This window comes from Herbiconiux oxytropis, assembly GCF_024979315.1.
Lineage (GTDB): Bacteria > Actinomycetota > Actinomycetes > Actinomycetales > Microbacteriaceae > Herbiconiux > Herbiconiux oxytropis.
The window spans coordinates 302,493-327,973 of the sequence record NZ_JANLCK010000002.1; the positions used below are offsets into that span (position 1 = coordinate 302,493).

Here is a 25,481-nt window from a genome sequence, read left to right on the forward strand (position 1 = left end):
CCTACTCGGGGAGCGACTCCCCGACCGCGTGGCGGTAGACCCGTCGCAGCTGTGCGGCGGTGCTCGCCCAGGTGTGGCGTGAGGCGTGCTCGGCCGCCGAGGCGCCGAGCGCCGCGAGGCGCGCGGGATCGGCCAGCAGCCGATCGATCGCCGCTGCCCACCGCACCGGATCGCGATCGCTCATGAGCACTCCGCTCAACCGGTCGGCCACGGCTTCGACGAGACCGCCGCTCGCTGCCGCCACCACGGGGGTGCCGCTCGCCGCCGCCTCGAGGGCCACGAGGCCGAAGGTCTCGGAGCGGGACGGGACGAGCAGCAGGGCGGCCCCGGCGAGCAGTCCGGCCGTGGCGGACCGCGACTGGGCGGGGAGGAACTCGACCCGGGCGGCACTCCGCTCGGCGAGCGCCCGGAGAGCGGCGGCGTAGTCGTCATGCCCCGGGCTCGTGCCTCCCGCCACGATGAGCCGGGGCCTGCGGTGGCAGGGGAGGGCCGACACCGCCTCGATCGCGAGCTCGATCCCCTTGAGGGGCTGGATGCGCGCGAGCACGAGGAGATAGGGATCGGGTGCGGCAGGCTCGCGTGGATGGAACAGCGACGGGTCGACACCCGGGGCCACCACCACGACCCGCCCGTCGTCGAGGTCCGGCCCGGCAGCGTCGAGCACGGCCAGGCGCTCGGCGTCGGTGGCCGTGACCGTGCGCGCGGAGGCCCGCACGAGCATCCGCTCGCCGCTCAGCCGCTCGGCCGGCTCCGGCCGGTCTCCGGGTGCCAGCCGCTCGTTCTTCAGAGCCGCCACCGTGTGCAGGCTCAGGATGTGCGGAGCGCGCCAGGCGCGGGCGGCCTCGAGCCCGGCGAGCCCCGAGAGCCAGTAGTGGGAGTGCACGACGTCGAAGCGCGGAAGCTGCGCGAGAGAGCGCGCGAACTCCGGCGTCTGTGCCGGCAACTCCCCCTTGGGCACGGGGGCGCGAGGGCCCGCCCGCAGGAACCGCACGAGCACCCCACCCGGCGTCCGGGCGTCCGTCGCCCCCTCCCCCGCATCCCGCGTGATGAGCTCGACCTCGGTGCCCGCCTGGGCCAATGCCTCGGCGAGTCCCACGAGGTACACGTTCATGCCGCCGGCGTCGCCCGACCCCGGCCCGGCGAGCGGAGACGTGTGCAGCGAGATCAGGGCGACACGAAAGCTCATGTCTGCTAGGCTAACCAGGTTGTCCTGCGCCCAGTGGAGCTCTTCACGCGTGTGCCGGACCGATGCATAACCCTCCTGTCACAGAGAGTCTGTGGCCGTTCTAGTCCGAAGGAGGTGGGTTTGTGACGCATCAGTACGAACTCATGGTCATCCTCGATCCCGAGATCGATGAGCGCACCGTGGCCCCGAGTCTCGACAAGTTCCTCAACGTCATCCGCAACGATGGTGGCACCGTGGACAACGTCGACATCTGGGGTCGCCGTCGCCTGGCTTACGAGATCAACAAGAAGACCGAAGGCATCTACGCCGTGGTGAAGCTCACCTCGAACGCCGACGCCACCAAGGAGCTCGACCGTCAGCTGAAGCTGTCGGAGGCCGTCATGCGCACCAAGGTGCTGCGTGCCGAGGAGGCCATCGCCCAGGTCGCCGCCGCTCAGAAGCTCGCCGACGAGAAGGCCGCCCGCAAGGCAGCCAACCCGAAGGCCGCTGCTGCTCCCGCCGGTGCCGCCAGCACGGCTGCTCCCGCCGCTGCCGTCAAGGCCGCTGCGTCGAAGCCCGCCGCGAAGGCCGAGCCCGCCGAGTCGAAGCCGGCTGCCGCGGCCCCCAAGGCAGAGGCGCCCAAGACCGAGGCGAGCGAGTAGTCCGTCATGGCCGGCGAAACCGTCATCACCGTGGTGGGCAACCTCACCGCCGATCCTGAGCTGCGCTACACGCAGAACGGGCTCGCGGTCGCGAACTTCACGATCGCGTCGACGCCCCGCACCTTCGACCGCGCGTCGAACGACTGGAAGGACGGCGAAGCGCTGTTCCTCCGGGCGTCGGTGTGGCGCGAATTCGCGGAGCACGTCGCCGGTTCGCTGACCAAGGGCATGCGGGTCGTTGCGACCGGCCGCCTGCGTCAGCGCTCCTACGAGACGAAAGAGGGCGAGAAGCGCACCTCGATCGAGCTCGAGGTCGACGAGATCGGTCCCTCGCTCCGCTACGCGACCGCGCAGGTCACCCGTGCCACCAGTGGTGGCGCCGGTGGCGGCGGCGGATCGTTCGGCGGCGGTGGCGGCGGAAACCGCGGTGGGCAGCCTGCTGTCGACGAGCCGTGGGCCGCATCCGCTCCCTCTTCGGCCGGTGCGAACGGTGGTGGCGACGTCTGGAACACTCCGGGCAGCTACTCCGACGACACCCCCTTCTAAACTTCTCTTCTTCTAGAACAGGAATCCAACCATGGCTGGAAAGTCAAGCGGCGACCGCCGCAAGCCGCTCCGCGGCGCCAAGGGCGCGAAGAACGCCGCCCCCGCGAAGTCCATCCGAGTCGGCGTGATCGACTACAAGGACGTCGCGACCCTCCGCAAGTTCATCTCGGAGCGTGGAAAGATCCGCGCTCGCCGTATCACGGGAGTCTCCGTCCAGGAGCAGCGCCTCATCGCCCGTGCCGTCAAGAACGCCCGCGAAATGGCACTTCTGCCCTACGCCGGCTCGGGCCGTTAAGGAGCAGCACCATGTCGAAACTCATTCTCACCCACGAGGTGACCGGTCTCGGAACCCCCGGCGATGTCGTCGAGGTCAAGAACGGCTTCGCCCGCAACTACCTCATCCCCAAGGGCTTCGCCGTGGCGTGGAGCCGCGGTGGCGAGAAGCAGGTCGAGTCGATCAAGGCCGCCCGCACCGCTCGCGAGCTCGCCACGGTCGAAGAGGCCCAGCACCTCAAGCAGACCCTCGAGAACGCCACGGTCAAGCTGACCGTCAAGGCGGGCCAGGGCGGTCGTCTGTTCGGCTCGGTGAAGACCTCGGACATCGCTGACGCGGTGTCGGCGGCCGGCATCGGATCGCTCGACAAGCGCAAGATCGAGATCCCGGTGGCCATCAAGGTCGTCGGCAACCACGAGGCCACCGTGCGACTGCGCGATGACCTCTCGGCGACGATCTCGCTCCTGGTGGTCGCCGCCAAGTAGCACCGCCTGTCAAGGGGTGTTCCGCGCTTTCGGGCGCGGGGCACCCCTTTTCGCTGCCCGGATTCTCCCCAGTTCTATACACAGGTTTCCACCGCCTCCCGAAGCTTCAAGTGCCGGTCGAAGGAAGTCTTCACTCACAGGGTGTAGAAATGTGAAAACCCTGGTCATGCGTGCTATTAGGCAGGAACTGGTGAAGTTCTCCACAGGATACTGCACACCTTTCGCACAAGCCGCCCGGCGTTTCGCGCAGTTCCTCCACAGAGTTATCCACACGTGTGTTTGTGTGGTGTCGGTGGCGGGTGGTCGGATGGGGTCGCAGCAGAAGTTGGGCCGTGCGCACGGCGCGGCAGACGAGGAGTAGACGTGTCGATTGCCCACCTGGGACTAGCGGGCGACGGACCGAGCGACCGCGGCGGCGAGTGGGGGCCGAGCGACCAGGGTGGTCGTGGCGGCGAGCGTCAGCCCCGCGCCGGTGAGCGCACTCCCCCGCACGACCTGCTCGCCGAGCAGAGCGCCCTCGGCGGCATGCTCCTGAGCAAAGACGCCGTGGCCGACGTGGTCGAGGTCATGCGCTCGGTCGACTTCTACATCCCGAAGCACGAGGTGATCTTCGAGGCGATCCTCAACCTGTACTCGCACGGCGAGCCGACCGACGTGATCGCCGTGACCGACGAGCTCACCAAGTCCGGTGAGCTGTCACGGGCGGGCGGAGCGGAGTACCTGCACACGCTGACGTCGCTCGTGCCCACGGCAGCGAACGCCGGCTACTACGCCCAGATCGTCTCCGAGAAGGCGGTGCTCCGGCGCCTCGTCGAGGCGGGCACCCGCATCGTGCAGATGGGCTACGCGAGCGAGGGTGAGGTCACCGACCTCGTCAACAACGCGCAGGCCGAGATCTACTCCGTCAACGGCGGGGTCGAGGTCGAGGACTACGTGCCGCTCAACATCGCGGTCACGGCCGCGATCGACGAGATCGAGGCCGCGGCGGGCAAGGACGGCTCCCTCACGGGCGTGCCCACGGGCTTCGCCGATCTCGACAACCTCACCAACGGCTTCCACCCCGGCCAGATGATCATCGTCGCCGCGCGACCTGCCCTCGGAAAGTCGACGCTCGCGCTCGACTTCTGCCGCGCGGCGTCGATCAAGAACGACATGCCCTCGATCTTCTTCTCGCTCGAGATGGGGCGCTCGGAGATCGCGATGCGTCTGCTCTCGGCCGAGGCATCCGTGCCCCTGCAGAGCATGCGCAAGGGCCGCATCGAAGGTCGCGACTGGACCACCCTCGCCTCCACCCGGGGTCGCATCAACGACGCGCCGTTCTACATCGACGACAGTCCCAACATGACGCTCGTCGAGATCCGCTCGAAGTGCCGGCGGCTGAAGCAGAAGGTCGGCCTCAAGCTCGTGGTCATCGACTACCTGCAGCTCATGACGTCGGGCAAGAAGGTCGAGAGCCGCCAGCAGGAGGTCTCGGAGTTCTCCCGGGCGCTCAAGCTCATGGCCAAGGAGCTCCAGGTGCCCGTGATCGCCCTCTCGCAGCTGAACCGTGGCCCCGAGCAGCGCTCCGACAAGAAGCCCGCCATCAGCGATCTTCGTGAGTCCGGATCGCTCGAGCAGGACGCCGACATGGTGATCCTGCTGCACCGCGAGGGCGCCTACGAGAAGGACAACCCGCGCGCGGGCGAGGCCGACTTCATCGTGGCCAAGCACCGCAACGGCCCCACCGCCACCATCACGGTCGGCTTCCACGGCCACTTCTCCCGCTTCGCGGACATGCCCCCGGCCTAGCCGGCCGCTGGCGGAGACGACGGAGCTTCGTGGCGAACAGTCGCGGAGGCTCCGTCGTTCGCCACCCACCCCCGCGATCTCCGTCGTCTCGGCCGAGGTCAGGGGAGGTCGAGGGGGGCCGCGACCGCCGAGCGGTAGAGCGCGATCACGCGCCCGAGGAAGCCGGCGATGAGCTCGCGCTCGGCGGGGGCCAGGTCGTCGACGAGGCCGGCGACCCCGGCGATCACGGGCATGAGCTCGTCGATGGCTCGCTCGACCGACGAGCGGGACGGGACGACCACGATCTTCCGGCGGTCCGACGCGTGCCGATGCCGCTCGACGTGGCCGAGCGCGACGAGTCGGTCGACCACGAGGGTCGAGGCCGCCGTGGTCACGCCCAGGCGTGCTGCGAGATCGCTCGGGGTGAGCGGCCCCTCCTGGATCAGGTGCTCCATGGCCGCCAGATCGGTGGGATTCACGGTGAGCACGCTGCCGAGGCGCCGCTCGAAGGCCCGCGAGAGCGTGTTGATCTCGCGCAGCGAGTCGTTGATGGGGTTCGGCTCGATCGGCTGCTGGTTGCGCAGCTCGTCGCGCGACCACGGCGCGTCCTCCGCGGGGGTTGCAGGGGTGGCGGGCGTGGCGGGTGCGGCGGGGCGCGAGTTGCGGTCATCCACCATGACTGACATGCTAAACCCATACGTAGCTAAGTTGCTTAGCTATATTCCGAGCCACTAGGAGAGTCATGCGCGCCATCGCCCGTTTCGTGAGCGGTCGCGGCACCGCCTGGATCGCGCTCGGCGCCGCCGCCGTGGCCATCGCACTGCTGTTCGCCCTCCTCCCCCAGGGCGAGAGCGACGCCTACCCGCCGAGCGGCCTGCCCGACTCGAGCGATGCCAAGCAGGTCAGCGCCCTGCTCGAGGAGTTCCCGGATGCCGACACGACCGCGGCCATCTTCGTCTACAGCCGGGGTGGCGACGCCCTCACCGAGGCCGACACGGCGGCCATCACCGCCAGCGCGGCGAGACTCGCCGAGCTGAGCCTCGCCCCCCAGGCGGTGGTGCCGCAGGTCAGCGACGACGGCACGGCCGCCCTCCTCGCCGTGCCCCTCGATGGCGCCGAGTACGGCCCCGACTCCGAGGGCGGCATCGAGCAGGCGGCGACCACCCTCCGTGACGACGCGAACGCGGGGCTTCCGGACGGCCTCGAGGCCCTCCTCACGGGGCCCATCGGATTCCAGGCCGACATCACCAACGCCTTCGCGGGAGCCGACTTCCGGCTGCTGCTCGTGACGGTGATCGTCGTCGCGGTGCTCCTCATCGTGACCTACCGCAGCCCCGTGCTCTGGATCGTGCCGCTCGCGGTCGTCGGCATCGCCGACGGGCTCGCACGCGTCGTGGTGACGAGCCTCGCCGACCCTCTCGGCATCACGATCGACGCGTCGATCGGGGGAATCCTGAGCGTGCTGGTCTTCGGTGCGGGCACCAACTACGCCCTGCTGCTCGTGGCCCGCTACCGCGAGGAGCTCACGCGCCAGGAGAGCCGCAACCGCGCCATGCTCACCGCCGTCACGAGCGCTGGCCCCGCCATCGCGGCCAGCGGTGGAACAGTGGCCCTCAGCCTCCTCACCCTGCTGTTCGCCGAGCTCGCCGGCAACCGCGCGCTCGGAGTGGCCTGCGCGATCGGCGTGGCCATCGCCATCCTCTTCGCCCTGCTCGTGCTGCCGGCCGCCCTCGTGGTGTGCGGCCGCGGACTGTTCTGGCCGTTCGTGCCGCGCGTGCACGGAGCCGAGGGGCACCACCATGCCGCCGCCAAGCCGGGCTTCTGGACCCGGCTCGGCGAGGGCGTGCGCCGCCGCCCCGCCGTGGTCGCGATCGTCGCCACCCTCGGCATCGGTGTGCTCGCCGTAGGCCTCACGGGCTACCAGGTGGGGCTCTCGCAGACCGACCAGCTGATCGGCGACCCCGAGTCGGTCGTGGCCCAGCGCATCGTCGACGACTCGTTCTCGGCCGGCCTCACGGGTCAGACCGTCATCCTGACCCCGGATGCGGTGGTCGCCGAGGCCACGACCGTCGCCGAGTCGGTCGACGGCGTGGAGTCGGTGCGCCCGGGCGAGAGCGCGAACGGTCTCACCCGCCTCGATGCCACCCTCGCGGCCGAGCCCGAGAGCGACGCCGCGTTCGCGACCGTGGAGCAGCTGCGCGCCGACTACGCCGCCGCGGGCGGGGAGGTCGGCGAGACCCTCGTGGGCGGGGCGGATGCCACGGCCCTCGACACCAACACGGCCGCGGCGAACGACCAGGCGCTCATCATCCCGCTCATCCTCGCGATCGTGTTCGTCATCCTCGCACTCCTCCTGCGGAGCCTCGTGGCGCCCGTGCTGCTCATCGCCAGCGTGCTCGCCACCTTCTTCGCGAGCCTCGGGGCCTCGAACGTGATCTTCCAGAACCTGTCGGGGTTCCCGGCATTCGACTCCAACGTCATCCTGTTCGCGTTCCTGTTCCTCGTGGCGCTCGGCGTCGACTACAACATCTTCCTCACCACGAGAGCGCGCGAAGAGACGGTCGAGCACGGCACGCGCGCCGGCATGGTGCGGGCACTCAGCTCCACCGGCGGCGTGATCACGAGTGCGGGCATCCTGCTCGCGGCCGTGTTCGCGGTGCTCGGCGTGCTCCCCGTGGTGGCCCTCACGCAGATCGGCGTGATCGTCTGCATCGGCGTGCTGCTCGACACCCTCGTGGTGCGCACCGTGCTCGTGCCGGCCCTCGTCTTCCTCACCGGCGACTGGTTCTGGTGGCCGTCCCGGCCGGCGCGGAACGCCGTGCAGGATGCCTCGCGCGACGGTGAGACGGGTGGGGCGACGGATGGCGGCGGCCCCGCACACGCGAGGCACTCAGCCGCGGCTCGGTAAACTGGTGGCACGCGTGCCAGCAGAATCGAGGAATCAGGAGTGACCGACTCCCCCCGCACCCTCCCGCGGTCGCCCTACTGGGGCGTTCCGGTGGCACGGGCGATCCCGTTCATCGTGACTGCGCTCGTGATCACGTTCTCGTCGAACCACTCCGCCCAGGTCGGTCTCTACGCTTACGGCGTCTTCGCGCTGATCTCGGGCGTTCTCACCGCCGTGCTCTCCTGGCGCACGCTCGCCGAGCGGTCGTTGCGGGTGAACTTCCTCATCCAGGGCATCTCCGGCATCGTGTTCGGCGCCCTGGCGCTGGCGGTGAACGGCGGCGGCCTCGGCTTCCTGCTGTTCTGCGCCACCATGAACTCGGCGATCTGCGGGTTCCTCGAGCTCTACGCCGGCCTCCGCAACTCCACGAACCCGGCGGCGCGCGACTGGGCCATCACCGGGGCGCTCACCGTGGTGTTCGCACTCGTGCTCATCTTCTTCCCGACCGATCCCGTGTTCGCGGTGGGGATGCTCGGGGCCTACGCCGCGATCGTCGGCCTGCTGCTGGTGATCGCCGGTCTCTCCCTGCGCTGGGGCGTCCAGGCCCAGGCGTCCCCCACCCGAATCGAAAAGACACCGTGAACCAACCTTCGAGGCGCGACCGGCTGAAGCCGGCCGAACTGCTCGTCCTGTCCGCCATCCTGTCGCTCTTCGTGGGGCTGACGGTGCTGCTGACCACCCGCGACCTGATCCTCGCCGCGATCTTCTTCGGCGTCGCGTTCATCGTGGTGCTCGTCGTGATGGCGATGTTCTCGCTCTCGATCAAGCCCAACGAGCTGGAGCAGCACGAGATCGACGACGAGGACAGCGACCACCCGAAGGGCCACTGACCCCCTCGCTCCCCCTCAGTCGGTGGTGGGCAGGATGTGGTCGACGAGCTCTGACGCGAGACCCGTGTAGGCCGCAGGGGTGAGCGCCACGAGCCGGGCCTTCGCCTCGGCGCCGATGTCGAGGCCCTCGACGAACTCCACGAGCTCGGCCTGGCCGATCCGGCGGCCCCGGGTGAGCTCCTTGAGCAGGGCGTAGGGGTCGGCGATCGACGAACGGCCCGCCGTGACCTCGGCGCGCAGGACGGTCTGGATGGCCTCGCCGAGCACCTCCCAGTTGGCGTCGAGATCGGCCGCGAGGGCCGGCCGGTTGAGCGAGATCTGGCCGAGGCCGCCCTTGATGTTGTCGAGCGCGAGCACCGAGTGGCCGAGCGCCACACCGATGTTGCGCTGGGCGCTGGAGTCGGTGAGGTCGCGCTGCAGGCGCGAGGTCACGAGGGTCGAGGCCAGGGAGTCCAGCAGCGCGCTCGAGAGCTCGAGGTTCGCCTCCGCGTTCTCGAACCGGATCGGGTTGACCTTGTGCGGCATCGTCGACGACCCGGTGGCTCCCGCGACGGGGATCTGGGTGAAGTAACCGATGGAGATGTAGGTCCAGACATCCGTGCAGAGGTTGTGCAGGATGCGGTTGGCGTGGCTGATGCGATTGTAGAGCTCTGCCTGCCAGTCGTGCGACTCGATCTGGGTGGTGAGCGGGTTCCAGGTGAGTCCGAGCGAGGTCACGAACCCACGCGAGACGGCCTGCCAGTCGGTCTCCGGATCGGCCACGAGGTCGGCGGCGAAGGTTCCCGTGGCGCCCGAGAACTTGCCGAGGTACTCGGTGCCCTCGATCTGCGCCTTCACCCTTTCGAGGCGGTGCACCGTGACCGCGAGCTCCTTGCCCATGGTGGTGGGCGTGGCGGGCTGGCCGTGGGTGTGTGAGAGCATCGGCTCGTCGCGGTACTCCGCCGCCTGGCGGCGGAGCTCCTCGATCACCGCGGTGAAGGCGGGGAGCCAGACGTCCTGAACCGCCGAGCGGATGGTGAGGGCGTAGGAGAGGTTGTTGATGTCCTCGCTCGTGCAGCCGAAGTGGGTGAGCTCCGCCACGGCGTTCAGTCCCAGTGCGGCGAGCTTCTCGCGCACGTAGTACTCCACGGCCTTGACGTCGTGCCGCGTGGTGGCTTCCAGCTCGGCGATGCGATCGATGTCAGCCTGGCCGAACTCCTGCACCACCGCGCGGAGGCGCCGGGCGAGCTCGGGGTCGAGGGGTGCGGAGCCGAAGAACGAGTGGTCGGTGAGGTGCAGCAGCCAGTCGATCTCCACGTGCACGCGGGCGCGGTTGAGACCCGCCTCCGAGAGGTGGTCGCCGAGCGCGGTCACGGCGGGGCGGTAGCGGCCGTCGAGCGGGCTGATGGGCTGGGGAGGCAGAGGGGGCATGGGGGCTTCCGGTCGAGGGCGGTACGGGTCGGCGTGTCGGCGGGTCAGCGGGCGGGTGAGCGGCGGAAGGCCGGCTCGAGCTGGCGGAACAGGGCGGTGCAGGCATGCTCGATCTCGGCGAGCACGGCGTCGAACATCGCGGCGTCGGAGTAGTAGGGATCGCGGACGTCCGACCGGCCCGCGAACTCGGGGTCGAAGCCGAGCAGGAGGCGCACCTTCTGGCGGTCCTCCTCGGTGCGCGCCCACGAGCGCAGCACCCGCTCGTGGCTGCGGTCGAGCGCGATCACGAGGTCGAGCGTGTCGAACCACTCGGCGTCGAACTGACGGGCCCGATGGCTCCGGCCGTCGTAGCCCCGGGCCTCGAGGGCCGCCACGGTGCGGGGATCGGCGTGCTCGCCCACGTGCCACTCACCGGTGCCTGCGCTCGTCACGATCACGCGCGAGGAGAGCCCGGCCTTCTCCACGAGATCGCGCAGCACGATCTCGGCCATGGGCGAGCGGCAGATGTTGCCCGTGCAGACCATGCTGATGCGGAAGGCCTCGTCGAGGGGCTCGTCCAGGTCACGGGGCATCTGCCCATTGTGGCACTCAGCGGCGGCGGCTGTCTCCTGCCAGCGGCCGCAGGATGGCCCCGATGATGGCCGAGAGGATGGCCAGCACGAGGGCCCCCAGCACGGTCCACCAGAAGCCCTCGAGGATGAGGCCGAAGCCGAACCAGCCGGTCACCACGGAGACGAGCCAGAGCAGGAGGGCGTTCACGAAGAGTGAGATGATGCCGAGGGTGAGGATGTAGAGCGGGAACGCCACCACGCGGATGATCGAGCCGATGATGCCGTTCACGAGGCCGAACACCAAGGCGACGATGAGGTAGGTGAGGATGATCTCGCCCGTGCCGCCCTCGCCGAACGGGTCGATCTTGACGCCGGCGACGATCAGCGTCGTGAGCCACAGGGCGATCGCGTTGGCCACCAGGGAGACGAGGAATCTGCGCATGCCCCCACTATCCCAGACCGGGCACCGGGCGCATAGAGTCGCTGGATGGTGAACCTGCCGTGGAGTCCCGACCTGCCGATCCGCACCCCCAGGCTCGAGCTGCGGCCGCATCGGAGCGCCGATCTCGACGACCTGCTCGTCTACCACTCCGACCCCGAGGTGGTCCGCTACATCCCGTGGCCCGTGCGCGACCGGGTGCAGACGGCGGCGGCGCTCGACTCGCGCACCCGTCAGGGCCAGGTGACCGCCGAGGGCCAGTGGCTCGTGCTCGCCATCGAGCTCGGCGCCTCGGAGGAGCAGGCCGGCCGCGTGATCGGCGAGGTGCTGCTGAAGCTCGACAGCACCACGGATGCGCGGGGCGAGCTCGGCTACGCGATGACCGCCGACGTGGCCGGCCGCGGCTACGCCACCGAGGCCGCCCGAGCGGTGCTGCGACTGGGGTTCGAGGAGTTCGGCCTGCACCGGATCGTGGCGCGCCTGGATGCCCGGAACGACGCATCCGCCCGCCTGCTGCGACGGTTGGGGCTCCGGCAGGAGGCCCACTTCGTGCGCGACGAGTTCTTCAAAGGGGAATGGACCGACACGCTCGTGTTCGCGATGCTCGCGGAGGAGTGGGAGCAGCGGGAGAACCCGGACGGACGGGCGGGACATATTCCGAAGGCGCTTTGACGGGCCGAACTAGGATGAAGCAATGACCACCGGCCCCGTCAAGCTGCGCCCCGAGATCCTGGCGCTGCCCGCCTATCGGCAGGGACTGGCCGCTCCCGAGGGCTTCAAGCTCTCCTCGAACGAGAATCCGTTCGATCCACTGCCCGGCGTGCTCGAGGCCGTCGACGCCGCGAGCCGTCGGCTTCACCGCTACCCCGACGCCGCAGCGCCCGAGATCACGGCGCGCCTGGCCGCCGAATGGGGCGTGGAACCCGACGAGGTGATCGTGGCCGCCGGATCCGTGGCCCTGCTGATGCAGTTCACCCTCGCGGCCGCCGGCCACGGCGACGAGGTCGTCTACTCCTGGCGCTCGTTCGAGGTCTACCCCTGGATGACGGTGCTCCCGGGAGCCACGAAGGTCGCCGTGCCCAACACGGCCGACCACCGGCACGACCTCGACGCCATGGCCGCCGCCGTGACCGACCGCACTCGGCTCGTGCTCGTCTGCAGCCCCAACAACCCCACCTCGACGGCCGTCACCGCAGCCGAGTTCGAGGGCTTCATGGCGAAGGTGCCCGCCGACGTGCTCGTCGTCCTCGACGAGGCCTATGCCGAGTTCGTCACCGACCCCGCCGCCGTGAACGGCCGCACCCTCGTGGGCCGCTACCCCAACCTCGTCGTCCTCCGCACCTTCTCCAAGGCCTACGGGCTCGCCGGTCTCCGGCTCGGCTACGGGATCGGCCCCGCCGAGATCCTCGCGGCCGCCCGCACCACGAGCGTGCCCCTCAGCCTCACCGACCACGCCCAGATGGCGGGCCTCGCCTCGCTCGACCGCGCCGACGAGCTGCGCGCGCGGGTGGCCGACATCGCCGCCCGCCGCGACGCCGTCTACGAGGCTCTGCTCGAGCAGGGCTGGTCGAGCATCCCGCGCCCGCACGGCAATTTCGTGTGGTTCCCCACGGGGGAACGCAGCGCCGAGGCGCTCGAGATCTTCCGCCGTCACGGTATCGTGGCGCGCGCCTACCTGCCGGACGGCATCAGGCTGACGATCGGCGAAGCCGAGTCGGTCGAGAATGTGCTGGCCGCTTCAGACGAGATTGCGAGGGCCTTCGGATGACCGATTCCCCCACCGTCCGCTTCCTCACCGCGGGGGGCGCGTTCGAGCCCACCCCCGGCGCGGAGGAGTACGCCTCCTACCTGGAGCGCATCGGCGAGACGGAGTTGCGCCGCTTCTACCGCGACATGGCCGTGGTGCGCCGCTTCGACCAGGAGGGCACGAACCTCCAGCGCCAGGGCCAGATGGCGCTCTGGGTGCCGAGCCACGGTCAGGAGGGCGCCCAGGTGGGCTCCGCCTACGCCGCCCGGCCGCAGGACCACATCTTCCCCTCCTACCGCGAGCACGCCGTCGGCCTCGTGCGGGGCATCGACGTGCTCGCGATCGTGGAGCTGCTGCGCGGCAACACGCACGGCGGCTGGGATCCCACCGACCCCTCGAACGGCAACTTCCACGGCTACTGCCTCGTGATCGGTTCGCACTCGCTGCACGCCACGGGTTACGCCATGGGGCTCCAGCGCGACGGGCTCGTCGGAACGGGCGATCCGGAGGTCGACTCCGCCGTGCTCGCCTACTTCGGCGACGGCGCCACCTCGCAGGGCGACGTGAGCGAGGCGTTCGTGTTCTCGGCCTCGAGCCAGACCCCCAACGTCTTCTTCCTGCAGAACAACCACTGGGCCATCTCGGTGCCCGTGACCGTGCAGTCGCGCACCCCGCTCTACCTGCGCTCGCGCGGCTTCGGCGTGCCGAGCGTGCAGATCGACGGCAACGACGTGCTCGCGAGCTACGCCGTGACCGCCAAGCACCTCGACGAGGCCCGCGCCGGCCACGGCCCGCAGTTCATCGAGGCGCTCACCTACCGCGTCGGCGCCCACACCTCCTCGGACGACCCGACGAAGTACGCCGACCAGGCCCAGCACGATCTCTGGGTGTCGCGCGATCCGATCATCCGGCTCGAGAAGTACCTGCGCTCGCTCGGCGAGGGCGACGCCTTCTTCGCCGAGGTCGCCGCCGAGGCCGAGGACTTCGCCGCCGACATCCGCCACCGGACCCTCGCGCTGACTCCGCCGGACAAGGCGCTGATCTTCGACAACGTCTACAGCGAGCCGCACCCCGTGGTGACCGAGCAGAAGCAGTGGCTCGAGCGCTACGAGGCCTCGTTCGACACCTCGCCCGAGGCCTCGTCCGTCACGAAGGAGCAGGCATGAGCACCGAGACGACCCTCGACGAGCTGCCGATGGCCAAGGCGCTGAACGCCGGGCTCCGGCAGGCGCTCGCCGACGACCCCAAGGTGCTGCTGATGGGCGAGGACATCGGCCCGCTCGGCGGCGTGTTCCGCGTGACCGAGGGTCTGCAGGCCGAGTTCGGCAAGGAGCGCGTGGTCGACACCCCGCTCGCCGAGTCCGGCATCATCGGCACGGCGATCGGCCTGGCTCTCCGCGGCTACCGCCCGGTCTGCGAGATCCAGTTCGACGGCTTCATCTACCCGGGCTTCGACCAGATCACCTCGCAGCTGGCCAAGCTCACCAACCGCGGCGGCGGCGCGTTCTCCATGCCCGTCGTCATCCGGGTGCCCTACGGCGGGCACATCGGTGCGGTCGAGCACCACCAGGAGAGCCCCGAGGCCTACTTCGCGCACACCCCCGGCCTCCGGCTCGTGAGCCCGTCGACCCCGAACGACGCGTACTGGATGATCCAGGAGGCGATCGCCTCCAACGACCCCGTGATGTTCTTCGAGCCGAAGAGCCGCTACTGGCCCAAGGGCCCGGTCGACTTCACCGCCTCCGCCGCGCCGCTTCACGCGAGCCGCATCGTGCGCACCGGCACCGACGTGACCCTCGTGGGCCACGGCGCCATGGTGAGCGTGCTGCTGCAGGCCGCCGAGGTCGCCCAGGGCGAGGGCGTGAGCGTGGAGGTCGTCGACCTGCGATCGCTCAGCCCGGTCGACTACGGCCCCATCCTCGACTCGGTCACCAAGACCGGCCGGATCGTCGTCGCCCAGGAGGCCTCAGGCTTCGTGAGCGTCGGATCCGAGATCGCCGCGACGGTCGCAGAGCGCGCCTTCTACAGCCTGGAGGCGCCGGTGCTCCGCGTCTCCGGCTTCGACACCCCGTTCCCGCCCGCGAAGCTCGAGACGCTCTTCCTGCCCGACGCCGACCGCGTCCTGGAAGCCGTCGACCGGGCCATGGCCTACTAGAGCGCCTGGAGATCAGCATGAGCTCACAGTTCCACCTCCCGGATGTCGGCGAGGGACTCACCGAGGCCGAGATCGTCTCGTGGAAGGTCGCCCCGGGCGACACCATCGCGATCAATCAGGTGATCGTCGAGATCGAGACCGCCAAGTCGCTCGTCGAGCTTCCGTCTCCGTTCGCGGGCACCGTCGAGGGCCTGCTGGTGGAGGAGGGCATGACGGTCGACGTGGGCACCGCCATCATCACGGTCTCCGCGACCGAGGGCGAGGAGGCGCCGCCGCCTGCTCCGCCCGAGACCGACGCGCCGGATCCCGATCTCAAGGCCACGACCACGCTCGCAGCGACGGCGCAGGCCACCGCCGCCGCGGAGACGCCTGCGGCCCCCGAGGCTCCGGCCGAGAAGCCCGGCGCCGTGCTCGTGGGCTACGGCATCAAGGGCCACGTCTCGAGCCGCCGCACGGGCCGCTCCCGCCGCACGGCCATCCCGGCCATCGGCGAGGCGCCGGATGCGAAGTCGCCGTCCCAGCGCCCGGCCCGCATCCACCAGCCCATCCCGGGCATCCCGGTGATCGCCAAGCCGCCCATCCGCAAGCTCGCCAAAGACCTCGGCGTCGCGCTCGACGAGGTGACCCCCACGGGGCTCATCGGCGACATCACGCGGGAGGACGTCATCCGGCACGCCGACCAGGCGAAGGTGTTCCACAACATCGAGACGCCGCAGTGGGCGCCCGTGCGCGAGGAGCGGATCCCGGTCAAGGGCATGCGCAAGCAGATCGCCAAGGCGATGGTGGCGTCGAAGTTCACGGCGCCGCACGTCTCGCTCTTCGTCGACGTGGATGCCACCCGCACCATGGAGTACGTGAAGCGGCTGAAGACCTCACCCGACTTCGTCGGTGTGAAGGTCTCCCCGCTCCTGATCATGGCCAAGGCCATCATCTGGGCCGTTCGCCGGAACCCCATGGTCAACTCGGCCTGGACCGACAAAGAGATCATCGTGCGCAACTACGTGAACCTCGGCATCGCCGCGGCCACCCCGCGCGGTCTCATCGTGCCGAACATCAAGGATGCCCAGGACATGTCGCTGCGCGAGCTCGCCGGCGCTCTGGAGCAGCTCACCATCACGGCTCGCGAGGGTCGCACCTCCCCCACCGACATGTCCGACGGCACGATCACGGTCACCAACATCGGCGTCTTCGGGATGGACACGGGAACCCCGATCCTGAATCCGGGCGAGGTGGGCATCGTCGCGCTCGGCACGATCAAGCAGAAGCCCTGGGTGGTCGACGGTGAGGTGCGCGCCCGCTTCGTCACGACGATCGGTGCAAGCTTCGATCACCGCGTGGTCGACGGCGACGTGGCCAGTCGTTTCGTGGCCGACGTGGCGTCGATCATCGAGGAGCCGGCGCTGCTGCTCGACTGACGCGCTGCTGCTCTCCAGATGCGGTGCGCCTCGACAGAGGCTCAGGGCGCCGGGGTCGGCGGCAGCGAGAGGTCGACCCGGCGGAGGGCCACGAGGCGGAGGCCCGTGTCGCCCCAGTAGCAGGTCTGCAGCAGCAGGTCGGCCTCGAGACCCGCGGTGGCTGCCGCCGGGTCGTCGCCCGCCTGCGCGTCACGGCTGCCGGTGACCTGGTAGTCGCCGTCGAGCTCTGTGCCGGTGAGAGCCACGAGGTCGCCGGGCAGCAGATCGAGCACGACGTCGCCGCGGCAGTAATTGTGCGCCCCGACGATCGGCGCCACGGCCCCGATGTCCATGCGCACCCACTGGCAGAGGTCGAGCTCGGCCTGGTGGCCGCGCGCGGTGACCCCGATCGCCACGCTCAGCGGGGCGCGGGGCTCGCCCGGTGCCGGTGCCGGTGCCGGCCCGGGCTCGGCGGCCGGCGCGACCGGGAGGTCTGCAGCGGGGGGCTCCGGCACCGTTCCGGCCGGAGCGCCGCCGGCCGGGGCGCCTGCGAGCACTCCGATCGAGTCGCCCGAGACGCTCGCCGCGGCCGCCGAGACCGGCACGGGGCGGGTGACGATCCCCCAGCCGGCCGCTCCGACGAGGAGGACCGCCACGAGCACGAGCGCGATCCGTCCGGGCAGCACGGCGCGGCGACGAGCTCGGTGATACGCGGCGAAGTCCGGATGCACGGCCACAGCGTAGTGGGCACGAACAACGGCACGGTGACTCGGATTTGGTATTGAAAATCATTATCAATACACTGGGCGAGTGAAGAAGAAGACGCTGGTCCTCCCCGTGCTCCTGTCCTCCACCGCGCTCGCTCTGGCCGGGTGCGCCTCGGGTGGAGGGGCGACGGGTGCGACCGCAGCCGCAGGAGAGCAGCTGCAGGTCGTCGCGACGACCACGCAGGTCGCCGACTTCACTAGGCAGGTGGCGGGCGACGCCGCGACCGTGACCCAGCTCATCCAGCCCAACCAGAGCGCGCACAGCTACGACCCCTCCGCGGCCGATCTCGCGGCGCTCGGCTCGGCCGACGTGCTCGTGATCAACGGCGCGGGCCTCGAGGAGTGGCTCGACGACGCGATCTCGGCCTCGGGCTTCTCGGGCACCACGATCGACGCCTCGACCGGCATCGAGCTCTCCAGCGACGAGGCCGGCGACGGCCACGAGCACGCCGACGACGAGACCCATACCGACGAAGCGCACGCAGACGAGGCGCACGCGGAGGACGAGCACGCTCACGAGGGCGGCAACCCGCACATCTGGACCGACCCGCACCGCGCCGAGCAGATGGTCGCCACGATCGAGACCGGTCTCGCCGAGGCCGACTCCGCTGCCGCCGACGACTTCGAGGCCAATGCCACGGCTTACGAAGCGAAGCTCGCCGAGCTCGACGAGTGGATCCACACCAACGTCGACACCGTGCCCGAGGCCGATCGCCTGCTGGTGTCGAACCACGACGCCTTCACCTACTTCGTCGACGCCTACGGCATCACCTACGTCGGCTCCGTCATCCCGAGCTTCGACGACAACGCCGAGCCGAGCGCGGCCGAGATCGACGAGCTCGTGGCCGCCATCAAGGTCACCGGGGTCAAGGCCGTCTTCTCCGAGGCATCGATCTCGCCGAAGGCCGCCGACACCATCGCCGCCGAGGCGGGCGTCACGGTGTACTCGGGCGAGGAGGCGCTCTACGGCGACTCGCTCGGCCCCGAGGGCAGCGACGGAGCCACCTACCTGGCCTCGCAGATCCACAACGCGACCGTCATCCTCGAGTCGTGGGGAGTGACCCCCAGCGCGGTGCCTCGAGACCTGGAAGACTGACCGGGTGACCGCTCGCGACTCCGCCGCTCCCTCCCCCGCACTCCGGGTGACGGGGGCGGCTTTCGCGTACGGTGCAGAGACCGCCCTCGAAGGCGTCACCCTCGAGCTCGCTCCCGGCGAGGCGGTCGCGCTGATCGGGCCGAACGGTGCCGGCAAGTCCACGCTCCTGAAGGGAGTGCTCGGCCAGGTGCCGCTCGTGGCGGGCACGATCGAGGTGGGCGGGCAGACCTCGAGGCAGCGCTACGCCTCCCGCATCGGCTACATGCCCCAGCACGACGATCTCGATCCGCAGTTCCCGGTGACCCTCGAGCAGGTCGTCATGATGGGCCGCTACCGCTCCATCGGCTGGTTCCGGCTGCCGGGTGCGGCGGATCGGGCCGCGGTGGCCGCTGCCCTCGCCGCGGTGGGCCTCACCGACCGCGCGAAGCGGCGCTTCGGAGACCTCTCGGGCGGCCAGCAGCAGCGCGGCATCCTCGCCCGCTCGATCGTGTCGGACCCGTCGCTGCTGCTGCTCGACGAGCCGTTCAACGGCCTCGACCAGGAGAACCGCGCGTCACTCGTGAGCACCCTCGCGGCCCTCAAGGCCGAGGGCGTGGCCGTGCTCGTCTCCACGCACGACTTCGACCTCGCCCAGCAGGTCTGCGATCGCGTGCTGCTGCTCGAGCACGGGCGGATGGCCGTGGGCGAGCTCCCGCCCGCACCGCCGCGGACCCCCTGACGGTGGACCCCGCCGCCTTCCTCATCGATCCCTTCGCCCTGCCCTTCATGGCGAAGGCGCTCGGCGTGCTGCTCGCACTCTCGGTGGTCGCCGGCATCATCGGCGTGCTCGTGAACCTGCGCGCGCTCGAGTTCGTGAGCGACGGGCTCGTGCACGCGGTGTTCCCCGGCCTCGTGATCGGTTACGTCGTCTCGGGGCGGGAGGGCCTCTACGTCGGAGCCGTCGTGGCCGCGGTGATCGCCGCCGTCGTGCTCACGCTCGTGAGCCGCCGGGCCGGGTCGTCGGATGCGCCCACCGCCATCGTGCTCACCGGCATGTTCTCGATCGGCATCATCGTCGTCTCCACCCAGAGCGACTACGTGGGGCAGCTCGACCAGCTGCTCTTCGGCCGCCTGCTCACGGTGACCGATGCCGATCTCGTGCAGACCGTCATCGTCACAGCGATCGCCCTCGTGCTCGTGCTCGTCACCCTCAAGGGCCAGGTGTACCGCGCGTTCGACGCGACGGGGGCCGCGGCGGCGGGCTACCGGGTGCTCGGCCTCGACCTCGTGCTGAACGTCGCCATCGCGCTCGTGGTGGTGGCGGCCTCGAACGCCGTGGGCAACCTGCTCGTGCTCGCGGTGCTCATCGTGCCGGGCGCGGTGGGGCGGCTCGTGGCCGGGCGGATCGGGCTGATCTTCGCGGTCGCAGGCGGGTTCGCCGCTCTCGCGGGCTGGCTCGGGCTCTCGGTGGCGTTCGCGCTCTCGGTGGGGGCCGGCATCCCGGCGCCGAGCGGGGCCACGGTCGTGCTCGTGGTGGTGGCGGGCTACCTCGTGGTGCTCGTCGTGCGGGTGGTGGCGGATGCGCTCCGGCGGGTCCGGGCCGGTGGCGCAACCGGGCGCCTGGACCACGACCACCCCAGGGCCGGACGGGTGCGCTGATGGGCTACTACGAGCGGGCCCTCGTGATCGCGATCCTCCTGGGCGTGGTCTGCGGCCTCGTCGGCACCGTCGTGGTGCTCCGCCGCCGCGCCTTCTTCACCCAGGCGCTCACGCACGCGACCTTCCCGGGAGCCGTGCTCGCGGCCGCGCTCGGCGCCAACGTCATGCTCGGCGCCTTCGCCTCGAGCGTCGTCCTGATCGTGGCGATGACCCTGCTCGGCCGGGTGCACAGGCAGGGCTCGCAGGTCGCATCCGGAGTCGTGCTCACCGCCGGGTTCGCCCTCGGGGTGTTCCTGCAGGCCTTCTTCCCCGAACTGCCCATCCACGTCGACAGCTACCTCATCGGCTCGATCCTCAACGCCACCGACGGGGATCTCGCGGCCACCGCCACGGTGCTCGTGGTCGCGACCGTGACGCTGCTGCTCACCGGCAAGGAGATCCTCTTCTCCACTCTCGACCCGGCCGGCTTCCGGGCCGCGGGCTACCGGGAGTGGGTGGTCGAGGCGATCACGCTCGCCCTCGTGGTGATCACGGTCGTCACGGCCATGCCGGCGGTCGGCGCCATCCTCGCGCTCGCGCTCGTGGCCGCGCCCGCCGCAGCAGCCCGGCTGCTCGCGCGCACCACCACGCAGATCTTCGTGCTCGCCCCCGTGATCGGCGCCCTCTCCGGCGTGATCGGCGTCGTGGCATCCCGGAGTCTCGGGGTGGCGGCCGGAGCCTCGATTTCGCTCACAGCCGCTCTGTTCTTCGTGCTCGCCCTGGGGATCTCCCGGCTTCAGCGGCTACGGTGGAAGCGGCCGGCCGGAAGGTCGTCGGCGGGAACGGAAGAGGCGGTGCGGTCGTGAAGCGCAACACCTGGCAGCGGGAGGCCGTGCGATCGGCGCTCGGCACCCAGATGGGCTTCGTGAGCGCGCAGGGTCTGCATTCCTCGCTCAAGAACTCGGGCTCGCACATCGGGCTCGCCACCGTCTACCGCGCGCTCGCCGACCTGGCCCAGGAGGGTGAGGCCGACTCGCTGCAGTCGCCCGAGGGCGAGTCGCTCTACCGCGCCTGCTCGCTCGAGCACCACCACCACCTGATCTGCCGAAGCTGCGGTCTCACGGTCGAGATCGAGGCCGACGAGGTGGAGGAGTGGGCCCGTCGCACCGCTCAGCAGCACGGCTTCAGCCGGCCCGAGCACGTCGTCGACATCTTCGGCTTCTGCTCCGCCTGCGTTCCGCCCGTTCCCGCGTGATGGTGTAAGCTTCACAGGTTGGGTGGAATCCTCCGCCCATTGCGGGTCGTGCACGATGCTCGAAAGAGCGCGGCAGGACCTGTCGACAAGTCATCTTGGGTGAGGCACTCGCTTCACGGTAATCAACGGAGGAAACAATGGCAGCAGTGTGCCAGGTGACTGGAGCCGTTCCCGGCTTCGGTCACAACATCTCGCACTCGCACCGTCGCACCAAGCGGCGCTTCGACCCGAACGTGCAGAAGAAGACGTACTACGTGCCGTCGCTCCGCCGTAACGTGACCCTGACGCTGAGCGCCAAGGGCATCAAGGTCATCGACGCCCGCGGCATCGAGTCCGTGGTCAAGGACATCCAGGCTCGGGGGATCAAGCTCTAATGGCAAAGCAGCAGGACGTCCGTCCCATCATCAAGCTCCGCTCGACGGCGGGCACCGGTTACACCTACGTGACCAAGAAGAACCGTCGCAACAACCCCGACCGTCTCGTGCTGAAGAAGTACGACCCGGTCATCCGCAAGCACGTCGACTTCCGAGAGGAGCGGTAACCACATGGCCAAGAAGAGCAAGATCGCCCGCAACGAGCAGCGCAAGGTGATCGTGGACCGCTACGCGGCCAAGCGCCTCGAGCTGAAGAAGGCTCTCGTGAGCCCCACGTCGACCGACGAGGAGCGCGAAGCCGCTCGCCTCGGTCTGCAGAAGCTCCCCCGCAACGCCTCGCCGATCCGCGTGCGCAGCCGCGACGCCGTCGACGGCCGCCCCCGCGGTGTCCTCACCAAGTTCGGAATCAGCCGTGTCCGGTTCCGCGACATGGCTCACCGGGGCGAATTGCCGGGCATCACGAAGTCCAGCTGGTAAATTACCCCCGGTCGAACAGACCAACCGAACTGGCCCGCGAGGCCGGGTCCGTTCCACGTAAACAGCTGCACCTGCAGCGAAAAGGTCCGAGGAGGACACTTCAAATGGCTGACAAGTCACTCAACAAGACCGAGCTCGTCGCAGCCGTCGCCGCCGCTTCCGGCCAGACGCAGGCTTCCGTCAACGAGGTCCTCGACGCTCTCTTCTCCACGCTGGCCGACTCGGTCGCCTCCGGCACCAAGGTCACCATCCCGGGCTGGCTCGCCGTCGAGCGCACCTCGCGTGCCGCTCGCACCGGTCGCAACCCGCAGACCGGCGCCACCATCGAGATCCCGGCCGGTCACTCGGTCAAGATCTCGGCCGGCTCCAAGCTGAAGGCCGCCGCCAAGTAATTCGGGCTGCACACACACGAAGGCGTCGACTCCGGTCGGCGCCTTCGTCGTTCCCGGGCCCTGCCCACCGTGCGAGTGCTCAGGATGCGCCGCGTACAGTAGTGAGGTGCTGAGAGTCGTACGCATCGCCGGGCCGGCCACGCTCGTCGTGGTCGCCTTCGTGGCACTGCTGACCGGCCTCGCCATTGGCGGCGGCGCCGCACCCCAGCTGCTCGAGGATCCGGGCGAAGTCGTGCGCTACGGGCTCCCGATCGCCAAGCTGCTCGTCAACCTCTCGGCCGCGGGCATGATCGGCGCCATCGGTCTCGCGCTCTTCGCGATCCCGCCCGCGAGCCCGTCGTTCACCCGCTCGCTCGACGTCGCCGCAGCATCCGCTGCTCTCTTCACGATCGCCTCCGCGCTCACGGGCTTCTTCAGCTACCTCAGCGTGACCGCCAGGGCCCTGAGCTTCGACGACTCGTTCAGTCAGGGGCTCGGGCAGTTCCTCACCCAGATCGAGCTCGGCCAGGCCTGGCTCGCCACGACCCTCATCGGTGCGGTCGTGACCGTGCTGTGCTTCGCCGTGCGCAATCTCACCGCCCTGCTGTTCGTCGGGGTCCTCGCCGTGGTCGCGCTCGTGCCGATGGCGCAGCAGGGGCACGCCGCCGGCACCGACGGGCACGACGCGGCCGTCGCAGCCCTCGGCCTGCACCTCGTCTTCGCCGCCGCCTGGCTCGGCGGCCTGCTCGTGATCGCCCTGCTCAGCCGCGGGCTCGACACGCCCCGCCTCGTGACGGTCGTGAGCCGCTACTCGTCGGTGGCGCTCGTCTGCTTCATCGTGGTGGCGGCCTCGGGCTACGTGAGCGCCGAGCTCCGGATCGGCTCGCTGGACCGCCTGCTCACCCCCTACGGCCTGATCGTGCTCGTCAAGGTCGGCGCGCTCGTGGCGCTCGGCCTGATCGGCGCGGTGCACCGCCGCTTCGTCATCCGCAAGCTCGCCGGCACCGGTCGTCGCCACCACTTCTGGTGGCTCGTGGTGGCCGAGCTCGGCTTCATGGGCATCGCCACGGGCTTCGGGGCCGCCCTTGCCCGCACGGCCACGCCCATCCCCGAGACCGTGCCGCCCGAGCAGACGGCCGCGCAGATCCTCACGGGCGAGCCGCTGCCGCCCGAGCTCACGGCGTCGACCTTCCTCGCGCAGTGGAACTTCGACCTCATCTGGATCCTCGTCTGCGCCTTCGGGATCGTGTTCTACCTGGCCGGCGTCATCCGCCTGCACCGGCGCGGCGACCGCTGGCCGTGGTACCGCTCGGTGCTCTGGGTCGCCGGGCTCCTGATGCTGTTCTACGTGACCAACGGCGGGCTGAACGTCTACGAGAAGTACCTGTTCAGCATGCACATGTTCGGGCACATGACCCTCAGCATGGCCATCCCGGTGCTGCTCGTCTCGGCGGGGCCGGTGACCCTCGCCCTCCGCGCCATCAAGAAGCGCGACGACGGCACGCGGGGCTTCCGGGAGTGGATCCTGATCGGGGTGCACTCGAAGTTCGCGACCGTGGTGGCGAACCCCATCGTGGCGGGCGTGCTCTTCGCCGCGAGCCTCGTGGCGTTCTACTACACGCCGCTGTTCCGCTGGGCGATGGAGAACCACATCGGGCACGAGTGGATGATCGTGCACTTCCTGATCGTGGGCTACCTGTTCGTGCAGGCCCTCATCGGCATCGATCCGGTGCCCTACAAGCTGCCCTACCCGTTCCGGCTGCTGCTCCTGCTCGCCACCATGGCGTTCCACGCCTTCTTCGGGCTCGCGCTGATGGAGGGCGACGGGCTCCTGCTCTCGGACTGGTACGGCGCCACCGGCCGCGACTGGGGGCCGAGCGCGATCGACGACCAGCGGGCCGGCGGGGGCATCGCGTGGTCGATCGGTGAGATCCCCACCTTCGCGCTCGCGCTCATCGTGGCCGTGCAGTGGTCGCGCAGCGACAAGAAGGAGACCAAGCGGCTCGACCGGAAGGCCGACCGCACGAACGAGGCCGAGCTCGGCGAGTACAACGCCATGCTCGAGGAGCTCGCGCGGCGAGAAGGCCGGTCGTGAGCGACTCCGCCGATGCCGGCGTCGACCCGCACTGCCCGGTCTGCGGCTCCGTCGTGTTCTTCGAGTCGCTCGAGTGCCCCGGCTGCTCCACCGAGCTGGGCTTCCACCCGCCGTCGGGCTCATTCCGGCCCGTCGAACAGGATCCGGCGTGGCGCGCTTGCGTGAACCGCAGCCGGCGCTGCAACTGGCTCGCGGAGACCGACGAGCCGAGCGGGCAGTGCCTCAGCTGCCGGCTCACCCGTCGTCGGCCGCCGGACGACGACGAGGTGGCGCTCGGCAAGCTCGCGACCGCGGCGGTCGACAAGCGGAGGCTGCTCGTGCAGCTGATCGACCTCGGCCTGCCGATCGAGCCCTACTACGACAAGCCAGGCGGGCTCGCGTTCGACCTCGTGTCGAGCGTGGGCGGGGAGCCCGTGATCATCGGGCACGCGAACGGCGTGATCACGATCGACCTCGCCGAGTCGCTCGACGCCCACCGCGAGGCGCTGCGGGTGCGTCTCGGCGAGCCGTACCGCACGATGCTCGGGCACTTCCGGCACGAGATCGGGCACTACTTCCAGCCCATCCTGCTCGACGAGCCGGGCGCGGCCCCGGGCACGGGCGAGGGCTGGGACGAGTGCCGTGCGCTCTTCGGCGACGATCGCGCGAGCTACCCCGACGCGCTCGAGCGGCACTACCGGGACGGTGCGCCCGAGGGCTGGATCGAGAAGTACATCTCTGACTACGCCACGATGCACCCCTGGGAGGACTTCGCCGAGACCTTCGCGCACTACCTGCACATCACGGGCACGCTGTCGACGGCCGCTCACGCCGGTGTGGTGCTGCGCGCCGAGCGCATCGGCGGCTTCGACCACGGTGACGTCGAGCCGCGGGTGTCGTACCGGAACGCGGGGTTCGACGAGGTGCTCGCCGACTGGCGCTGGCTCTCGCTGATGTTCAACCGCGTCAACCGCTCGATGGGGCTGCGCGACCTCTACCCCTTCGGCATCGTGGCGCCGGTGGCGAAGAAGCTCGCCTTCGTGCACCGGCTCGTGGCGTGCATCCGCTGACCTGAGCG

29 protein-coding genes and 1 pseudogene are annotated in these 25,481 nt (G+C 70.0%); 24 read left to right on the forward strand and 6 right to left on the reverse strand.

The window, feature by feature from the left end; translation table 11 throughout:
- Position 1: 1 nt before the first annotated feature.
- On the reverse strand, positions 2 to 1,186 hold the full coding sequence (locus N1028_RS04520) for a glycosyltransferase (RefSeq protein WP_259525628.1): 1,185 nt from the start codon (positions 1,184 to 1,186) through the stop codon (positions 2 to 4).
- A 143-nt stretch (positions 1,187 to 1,329) separates the two neighbouring features.
- Here N1028_RS04520 and rpsF point away from each other — a divergent pair.
- From rpsF to dnaB, 5 genes and pseudogenes are all read left to right on the forward strand, one after another.
- Positions 1,330 to 1,680, forward strand: a pseudogene (rpsF, locus tag N1028_RS04525) (30S ribosomal protein S6); the annotation flags it as partial.
- A gap of 153 nt (positions 1,681 to 1,833) precedes the next feature.
- Positions 1,834 to 2,373, forward strand: a complete 540-nt coding sequence (locus N1028_RS04530) for a single-stranded DNA-binding protein (protein WP_259525630.1) — start codon at positions 1,834 to 1,836, stop codon at positions 2,371 to 2,373.
- A gap of 31 nt (positions 2,374 to 2,404) precedes the next feature.
- Positions 2,405 to 2,668 (forward strand): 30S ribosomal protein S18, encoded by a 264-nt coding sequence (gene rpsR, locus N1028_RS04535; protein WP_022895757.1) that lies wholly within the window; start codon positions 2,405 to 2,407, stop codon positions 2,666 to 2,668.
- 11 nt (positions 2,669 to 2,679) lie between these two features.
- Complete coding sequence (gene rplI, locus N1028_RS04540) at positions 2,680 to 3,132, forward strand: 50S ribosomal protein L9 (RefSeq protein WP_259525631.1); 453 nt, start codon at positions 2,680 to 2,682, stop codon at positions 3,130 to 3,132.
- A gap of 363 nt (positions 3,133 to 3,495) precedes the next feature.
- Positions 3,496 to 4,920: a replicative DNA helicase gene (gene dnaB, locus N1028_RS04545; RefSeq protein ID WP_375163447.1), complete on the forward strand. Its 1,425-nt coding sequence runs from the start codon at positions 3,496 to 3,498 to the stop codon at positions 4,918 to 4,920.
- Positions 4,921 to 5,018: 98 nt separating this feature from the next.
- Here the strand turns inward: dnaB and N1028_RS04550 are convergent, their stop codons facing one another.
- Positions 5,019 to 5,576 (reverse strand): MarR family winged helix-turn-helix transcriptional regulator, encoded by a 558-nt coding sequence (locus N1028_RS04550; RefSeq protein ID WP_259525632.1) that lies wholly within the window; start codon positions 5,574 to 5,576, stop codon positions 5,019 to 5,021.
- A 65-nt stretch (positions 5,577 to 5,641) separates the two neighbouring features.
- Here N1028_RS04550 and N1028_RS04555 point away from each other — a divergent pair, with 65 nt between their 5' ends.
- The 3 genes from N1028_RS04555 to N1028_RS04565 are packed head-to-tail and all read left to right on the forward strand — an operon-like array spanning position 5,642 to position 8,676.
- Positions 5,642 to 7,807, forward strand: coding sequence for an MMPL family transporter (locus N1028_RS04555; RefSeq protein ID WP_259525634.1), 2,166 nt, complete (start codon positions 5,642 to 5,644; stop codon positions 7,805 to 7,807).
- A 39-nt stretch (positions 7,808 to 7,846) separates the two neighbouring features.
- Positions 7,847 to 8,428, forward strand: coding sequence for a hypothetical protein (locus N1028_RS04560; RefSeq protein WP_259525635.1), 582 nt, complete (start codon positions 7,847 to 7,849; stop codon positions 8,426 to 8,428).
- Complete coding sequence (locus N1028_RS04565) at positions 8,425 to 8,676, forward strand: hypothetical protein (protein ID WP_259525636.1); 252 nt, start codon at positions 8,425 to 8,427, stop codon at positions 8,674 to 8,676. The genes N1028_RS04560 and N1028_RS04565 overlap by 4 nt, the downstream gene beginning before the upstream one ends.
- A gap of 15 nt (positions 8,677 to 8,691) precedes the next feature.
- Here the strand turns inward: N1028_RS04565 and purB are convergent, their stop codons facing one another.
- The 3 genes from purB to N1028_RS04580 are packed head-to-tail and all read right to left on the reverse strand — an operon-like array spanning position 8,692 to position 11,079.
- Positions 8,692 to 10,086 (reverse strand): adenylosuccinate lyase, encoded by a 1,395-nt coding sequence (gene purB, locus N1028_RS04570; RefSeq protein ID WP_259525637.1) that lies wholly within the window; start codon positions 10,084 to 10,086, stop codon positions 8,692 to 8,694.
- A gap of 44 nt (positions 10,087 to 10,130) precedes the next feature.
- Positions 10,131 to 10,658 carry a low molecular weight protein-tyrosine-phosphatase gene (locus N1028_RS04575; protein ID WP_259525638.1) on the reverse strand — a complete coding sequence of 176 codons (528 nt, stop codon included), beginning with the start codon at positions 10,656 to 10,658 and terminating at the stop codon, positions 10,131 to 10,133.
- Positions 10,659 to 10,674: 16 nt separating this feature from the next.
- Complete coding sequence (locus N1028_RS04580) at positions 10,675 to 11,079, reverse strand: phage holin family protein (protein WP_259525639.1); 405 nt, start codon at positions 11,077 to 11,079, stop codon at positions 10,675 to 10,677.
- Positions 11,080 to 11,124: 45 nt separating this feature from the next.
- Here N1028_RS04580 and N1028_RS04585 point away from each other — a divergent pair, with 45 nt between their 5' ends.
- From N1028_RS04585 to N1028_RS04605, 5 genes are read left to right on the forward strand one after another with little or no spacing between them, the layout of a single operon-like run.
- Complete coding sequence (locus N1028_RS04585; RefSeq protein WP_259525640.1) at positions 11,125 to 11,748, forward strand: GNAT family N-acetyltransferase; 624 nt, start codon at positions 11,125 to 11,127, stop codon at positions 11,746 to 11,748.
- Between the two features lie 22 nt (positions 11,749 to 11,770).
- Positions 11,771 to 12,844, forward strand: a complete 1,074-nt coding sequence (locus N1028_RS04590) for a histidinol-phosphate transaminase (protein WP_259525641.1) — start codon at positions 11,771 to 11,773, stop codon at positions 12,842 to 12,844.
- On the forward strand, positions 12,841 to 13,989 hold the full coding sequence (locus tag N1028_RS04595) for a thiamine pyrophosphate-dependent enzyme (RefSeq protein ID WP_259525642.1): 1,149 nt from the start codon (positions 12,841 to 12,843) through the stop codon (positions 13,987 to 13,989). The genes N1028_RS04590 and N1028_RS04595 overlap by 4 nt, the downstream gene beginning before the upstream one ends.
- Positions 13,986 to 14,978: an alpha-ketoacid dehydrogenase subunit beta gene (locus tag N1028_RS04600; RefSeq protein WP_259525643.1), complete on the forward strand. Its 993-nt coding sequence runs from the start codon at positions 13,986 to 13,988 to the stop codon at positions 14,976 to 14,978. The genes N1028_RS04595 and N1028_RS04600 overlap by 4 nt, the downstream gene beginning before the upstream one ends.
- A gap of 17 nt (positions 14,979 to 14,995) precedes the next feature.
- On the forward strand, positions 14,996 to 16,393 hold the full coding sequence (locus N1028_RS04605; protein WP_259525644.1) for a dihydrolipoamide acetyltransferase family protein: 1,398 nt from the start codon (positions 14,996 to 14,998) through the stop codon (positions 16,391 to 16,393).
- A gap of 41 nt (positions 16,394 to 16,434) precedes the next feature.
- Here the strand turns inward: N1028_RS04605 and N1028_RS04610 are convergent, their stop codons facing one another.
- Positions 16,435 to 17,103 (reverse strand): hypothetical protein, encoded by a 669-nt coding sequence (locus N1028_RS04610; protein WP_259525646.1) that lies wholly within the window; start codon positions 17,101 to 17,103, stop codon positions 16,435 to 16,437.
- 79 nt (positions 17,104 to 17,182) lie between these two features.
- On the opposite strand from N1028_RS04610, the gene N1028_RS04615 reads away from it, so the two are divergent.
- The 11 genes from N1028_RS04615 (at position 17,183) to N1028_RS04665 (ending at position 25,473) form a co-directional block, all read left to right on the forward strand.
- Positions 17,183 to 18,235, forward strand: a complete 1,053-nt coding sequence (locus tag N1028_RS04615; RefSeq protein ID WP_259525647.1) for a metal ABC transporter substrate-binding protein — start codon at positions 17,183 to 17,185, stop codon at positions 18,233 to 18,235.
- A gap of 4 nt (positions 18,236 to 18,239) precedes the next feature.
- Positions 18,240 to 18,953 carry a metal ABC transporter ATP-binding protein gene (locus N1028_RS04620; protein WP_259525648.1) on the forward strand — a complete coding sequence of 238 codons (714 nt, stop codon included), beginning with the start codon at positions 18,240 to 18,242 and terminating at the stop codon, positions 18,951 to 18,953.
- A gap of 2 nt (positions 18,954 to 18,955) precedes the next feature.
- Positions 18,956 to 19,873, forward strand: a complete 918-nt coding sequence (locus N1028_RS04625; RefSeq protein ID WP_259525649.1) for a metal ABC transporter permease — start codon at positions 18,956 to 18,958, stop codon at positions 19,871 to 19,873.
- Positions 19,873 to 20,718: a metal ABC transporter permease gene (locus tag N1028_RS04630; protein ID WP_259525650.1), complete on the forward strand. Its 846-nt coding sequence runs from the start codon at positions 19,873 to 19,875 to the stop codon at positions 20,716 to 20,718. Before N1028_RS04625 ends, N1028_RS04630 begins: the two co-directional genes overlap by 1 nt.
- Positions 20,715 to 21,107: a Fur family transcriptional regulator gene (locus N1028_RS04635; protein ID WP_259525651.1), complete on the forward strand. Its 393-nt coding sequence runs from the start codon at positions 20,715 to 20,717 to the stop codon at positions 21,105 to 21,107. The genes N1028_RS04630 and N1028_RS04635 overlap by 4 nt, the downstream gene beginning before the upstream one ends.
- A 137-nt stretch (positions 21,108 to 21,244) precedes the next feature.
- Positions 21,245 to 21,481: a 50S ribosomal protein L28 gene (gene rpmB / locus N1028_RS04640; RefSeq protein ID WP_259525652.1), complete on the forward strand. Its 237-nt coding sequence runs from the start codon at positions 21,245 to 21,247 to the stop codon at positions 21,479 to 21,481.
- Positions 21,481 to 21,648 (forward strand): 50S ribosomal protein L33, encoded by a 168-nt coding sequence (gene rpmG / locus N1028_RS04645; RefSeq protein WP_259525653.1) that lies wholly within the window; start codon positions 21,481 to 21,483, stop codon positions 21,646 to 21,648. The genes rpmB and rpmG overlap by 1 nt, the downstream gene beginning before the upstream one ends.
- 4 nt (positions 21,649 to 21,652) lie before the next feature.
- Positions 21,653 to 21,958 (forward strand): 30S ribosomal protein S14, encoded by a 306-nt coding sequence (gene rpsN / locus N1028_RS04650; RefSeq protein ID WP_022897486.1) that lies wholly within the window; start codon positions 21,653 to 21,655, stop codon positions 21,956 to 21,958.
- 104 nt (positions 21,959 to 22,062) lie between these two features.
- On the forward strand, positions 22,063 to 22,350 hold the full coding sequence (locus tag N1028_RS04655) for an HU family DNA-binding protein (RefSeq protein ID WP_022897485.1): 288 nt from the start codon (positions 22,063 to 22,065) through the stop codon (positions 22,348 to 22,350).
- Between the two features lie 106 nt (positions 22,351 to 22,456).
- Positions 22,457 to 24,424 (forward strand): bifunctional copper resistance protein CopD/cytochrome c oxidase assembly protein, encoded by a 1,968-nt coding sequence (locus N1028_RS04660; protein WP_259525654.1) that lies wholly within the window; start codon positions 22,457 to 22,459, stop codon positions 24,422 to 24,424.
- Entirely contained in the window at positions 24,421 to 25,473 is a 1,053-nt protein-coding gene (locus tag N1028_RS04665; RefSeq protein ID WP_259525655.1) for a zinc-binding metallopeptidase family protein, read from the forward strand. Before N1028_RS04660 ends, N1028_RS04665 begins: the two co-directional genes overlap by 4 nt.
- The last annotated feature ends 8 nt before the right edge of the window (positions 25,474 to 25,481 follow it).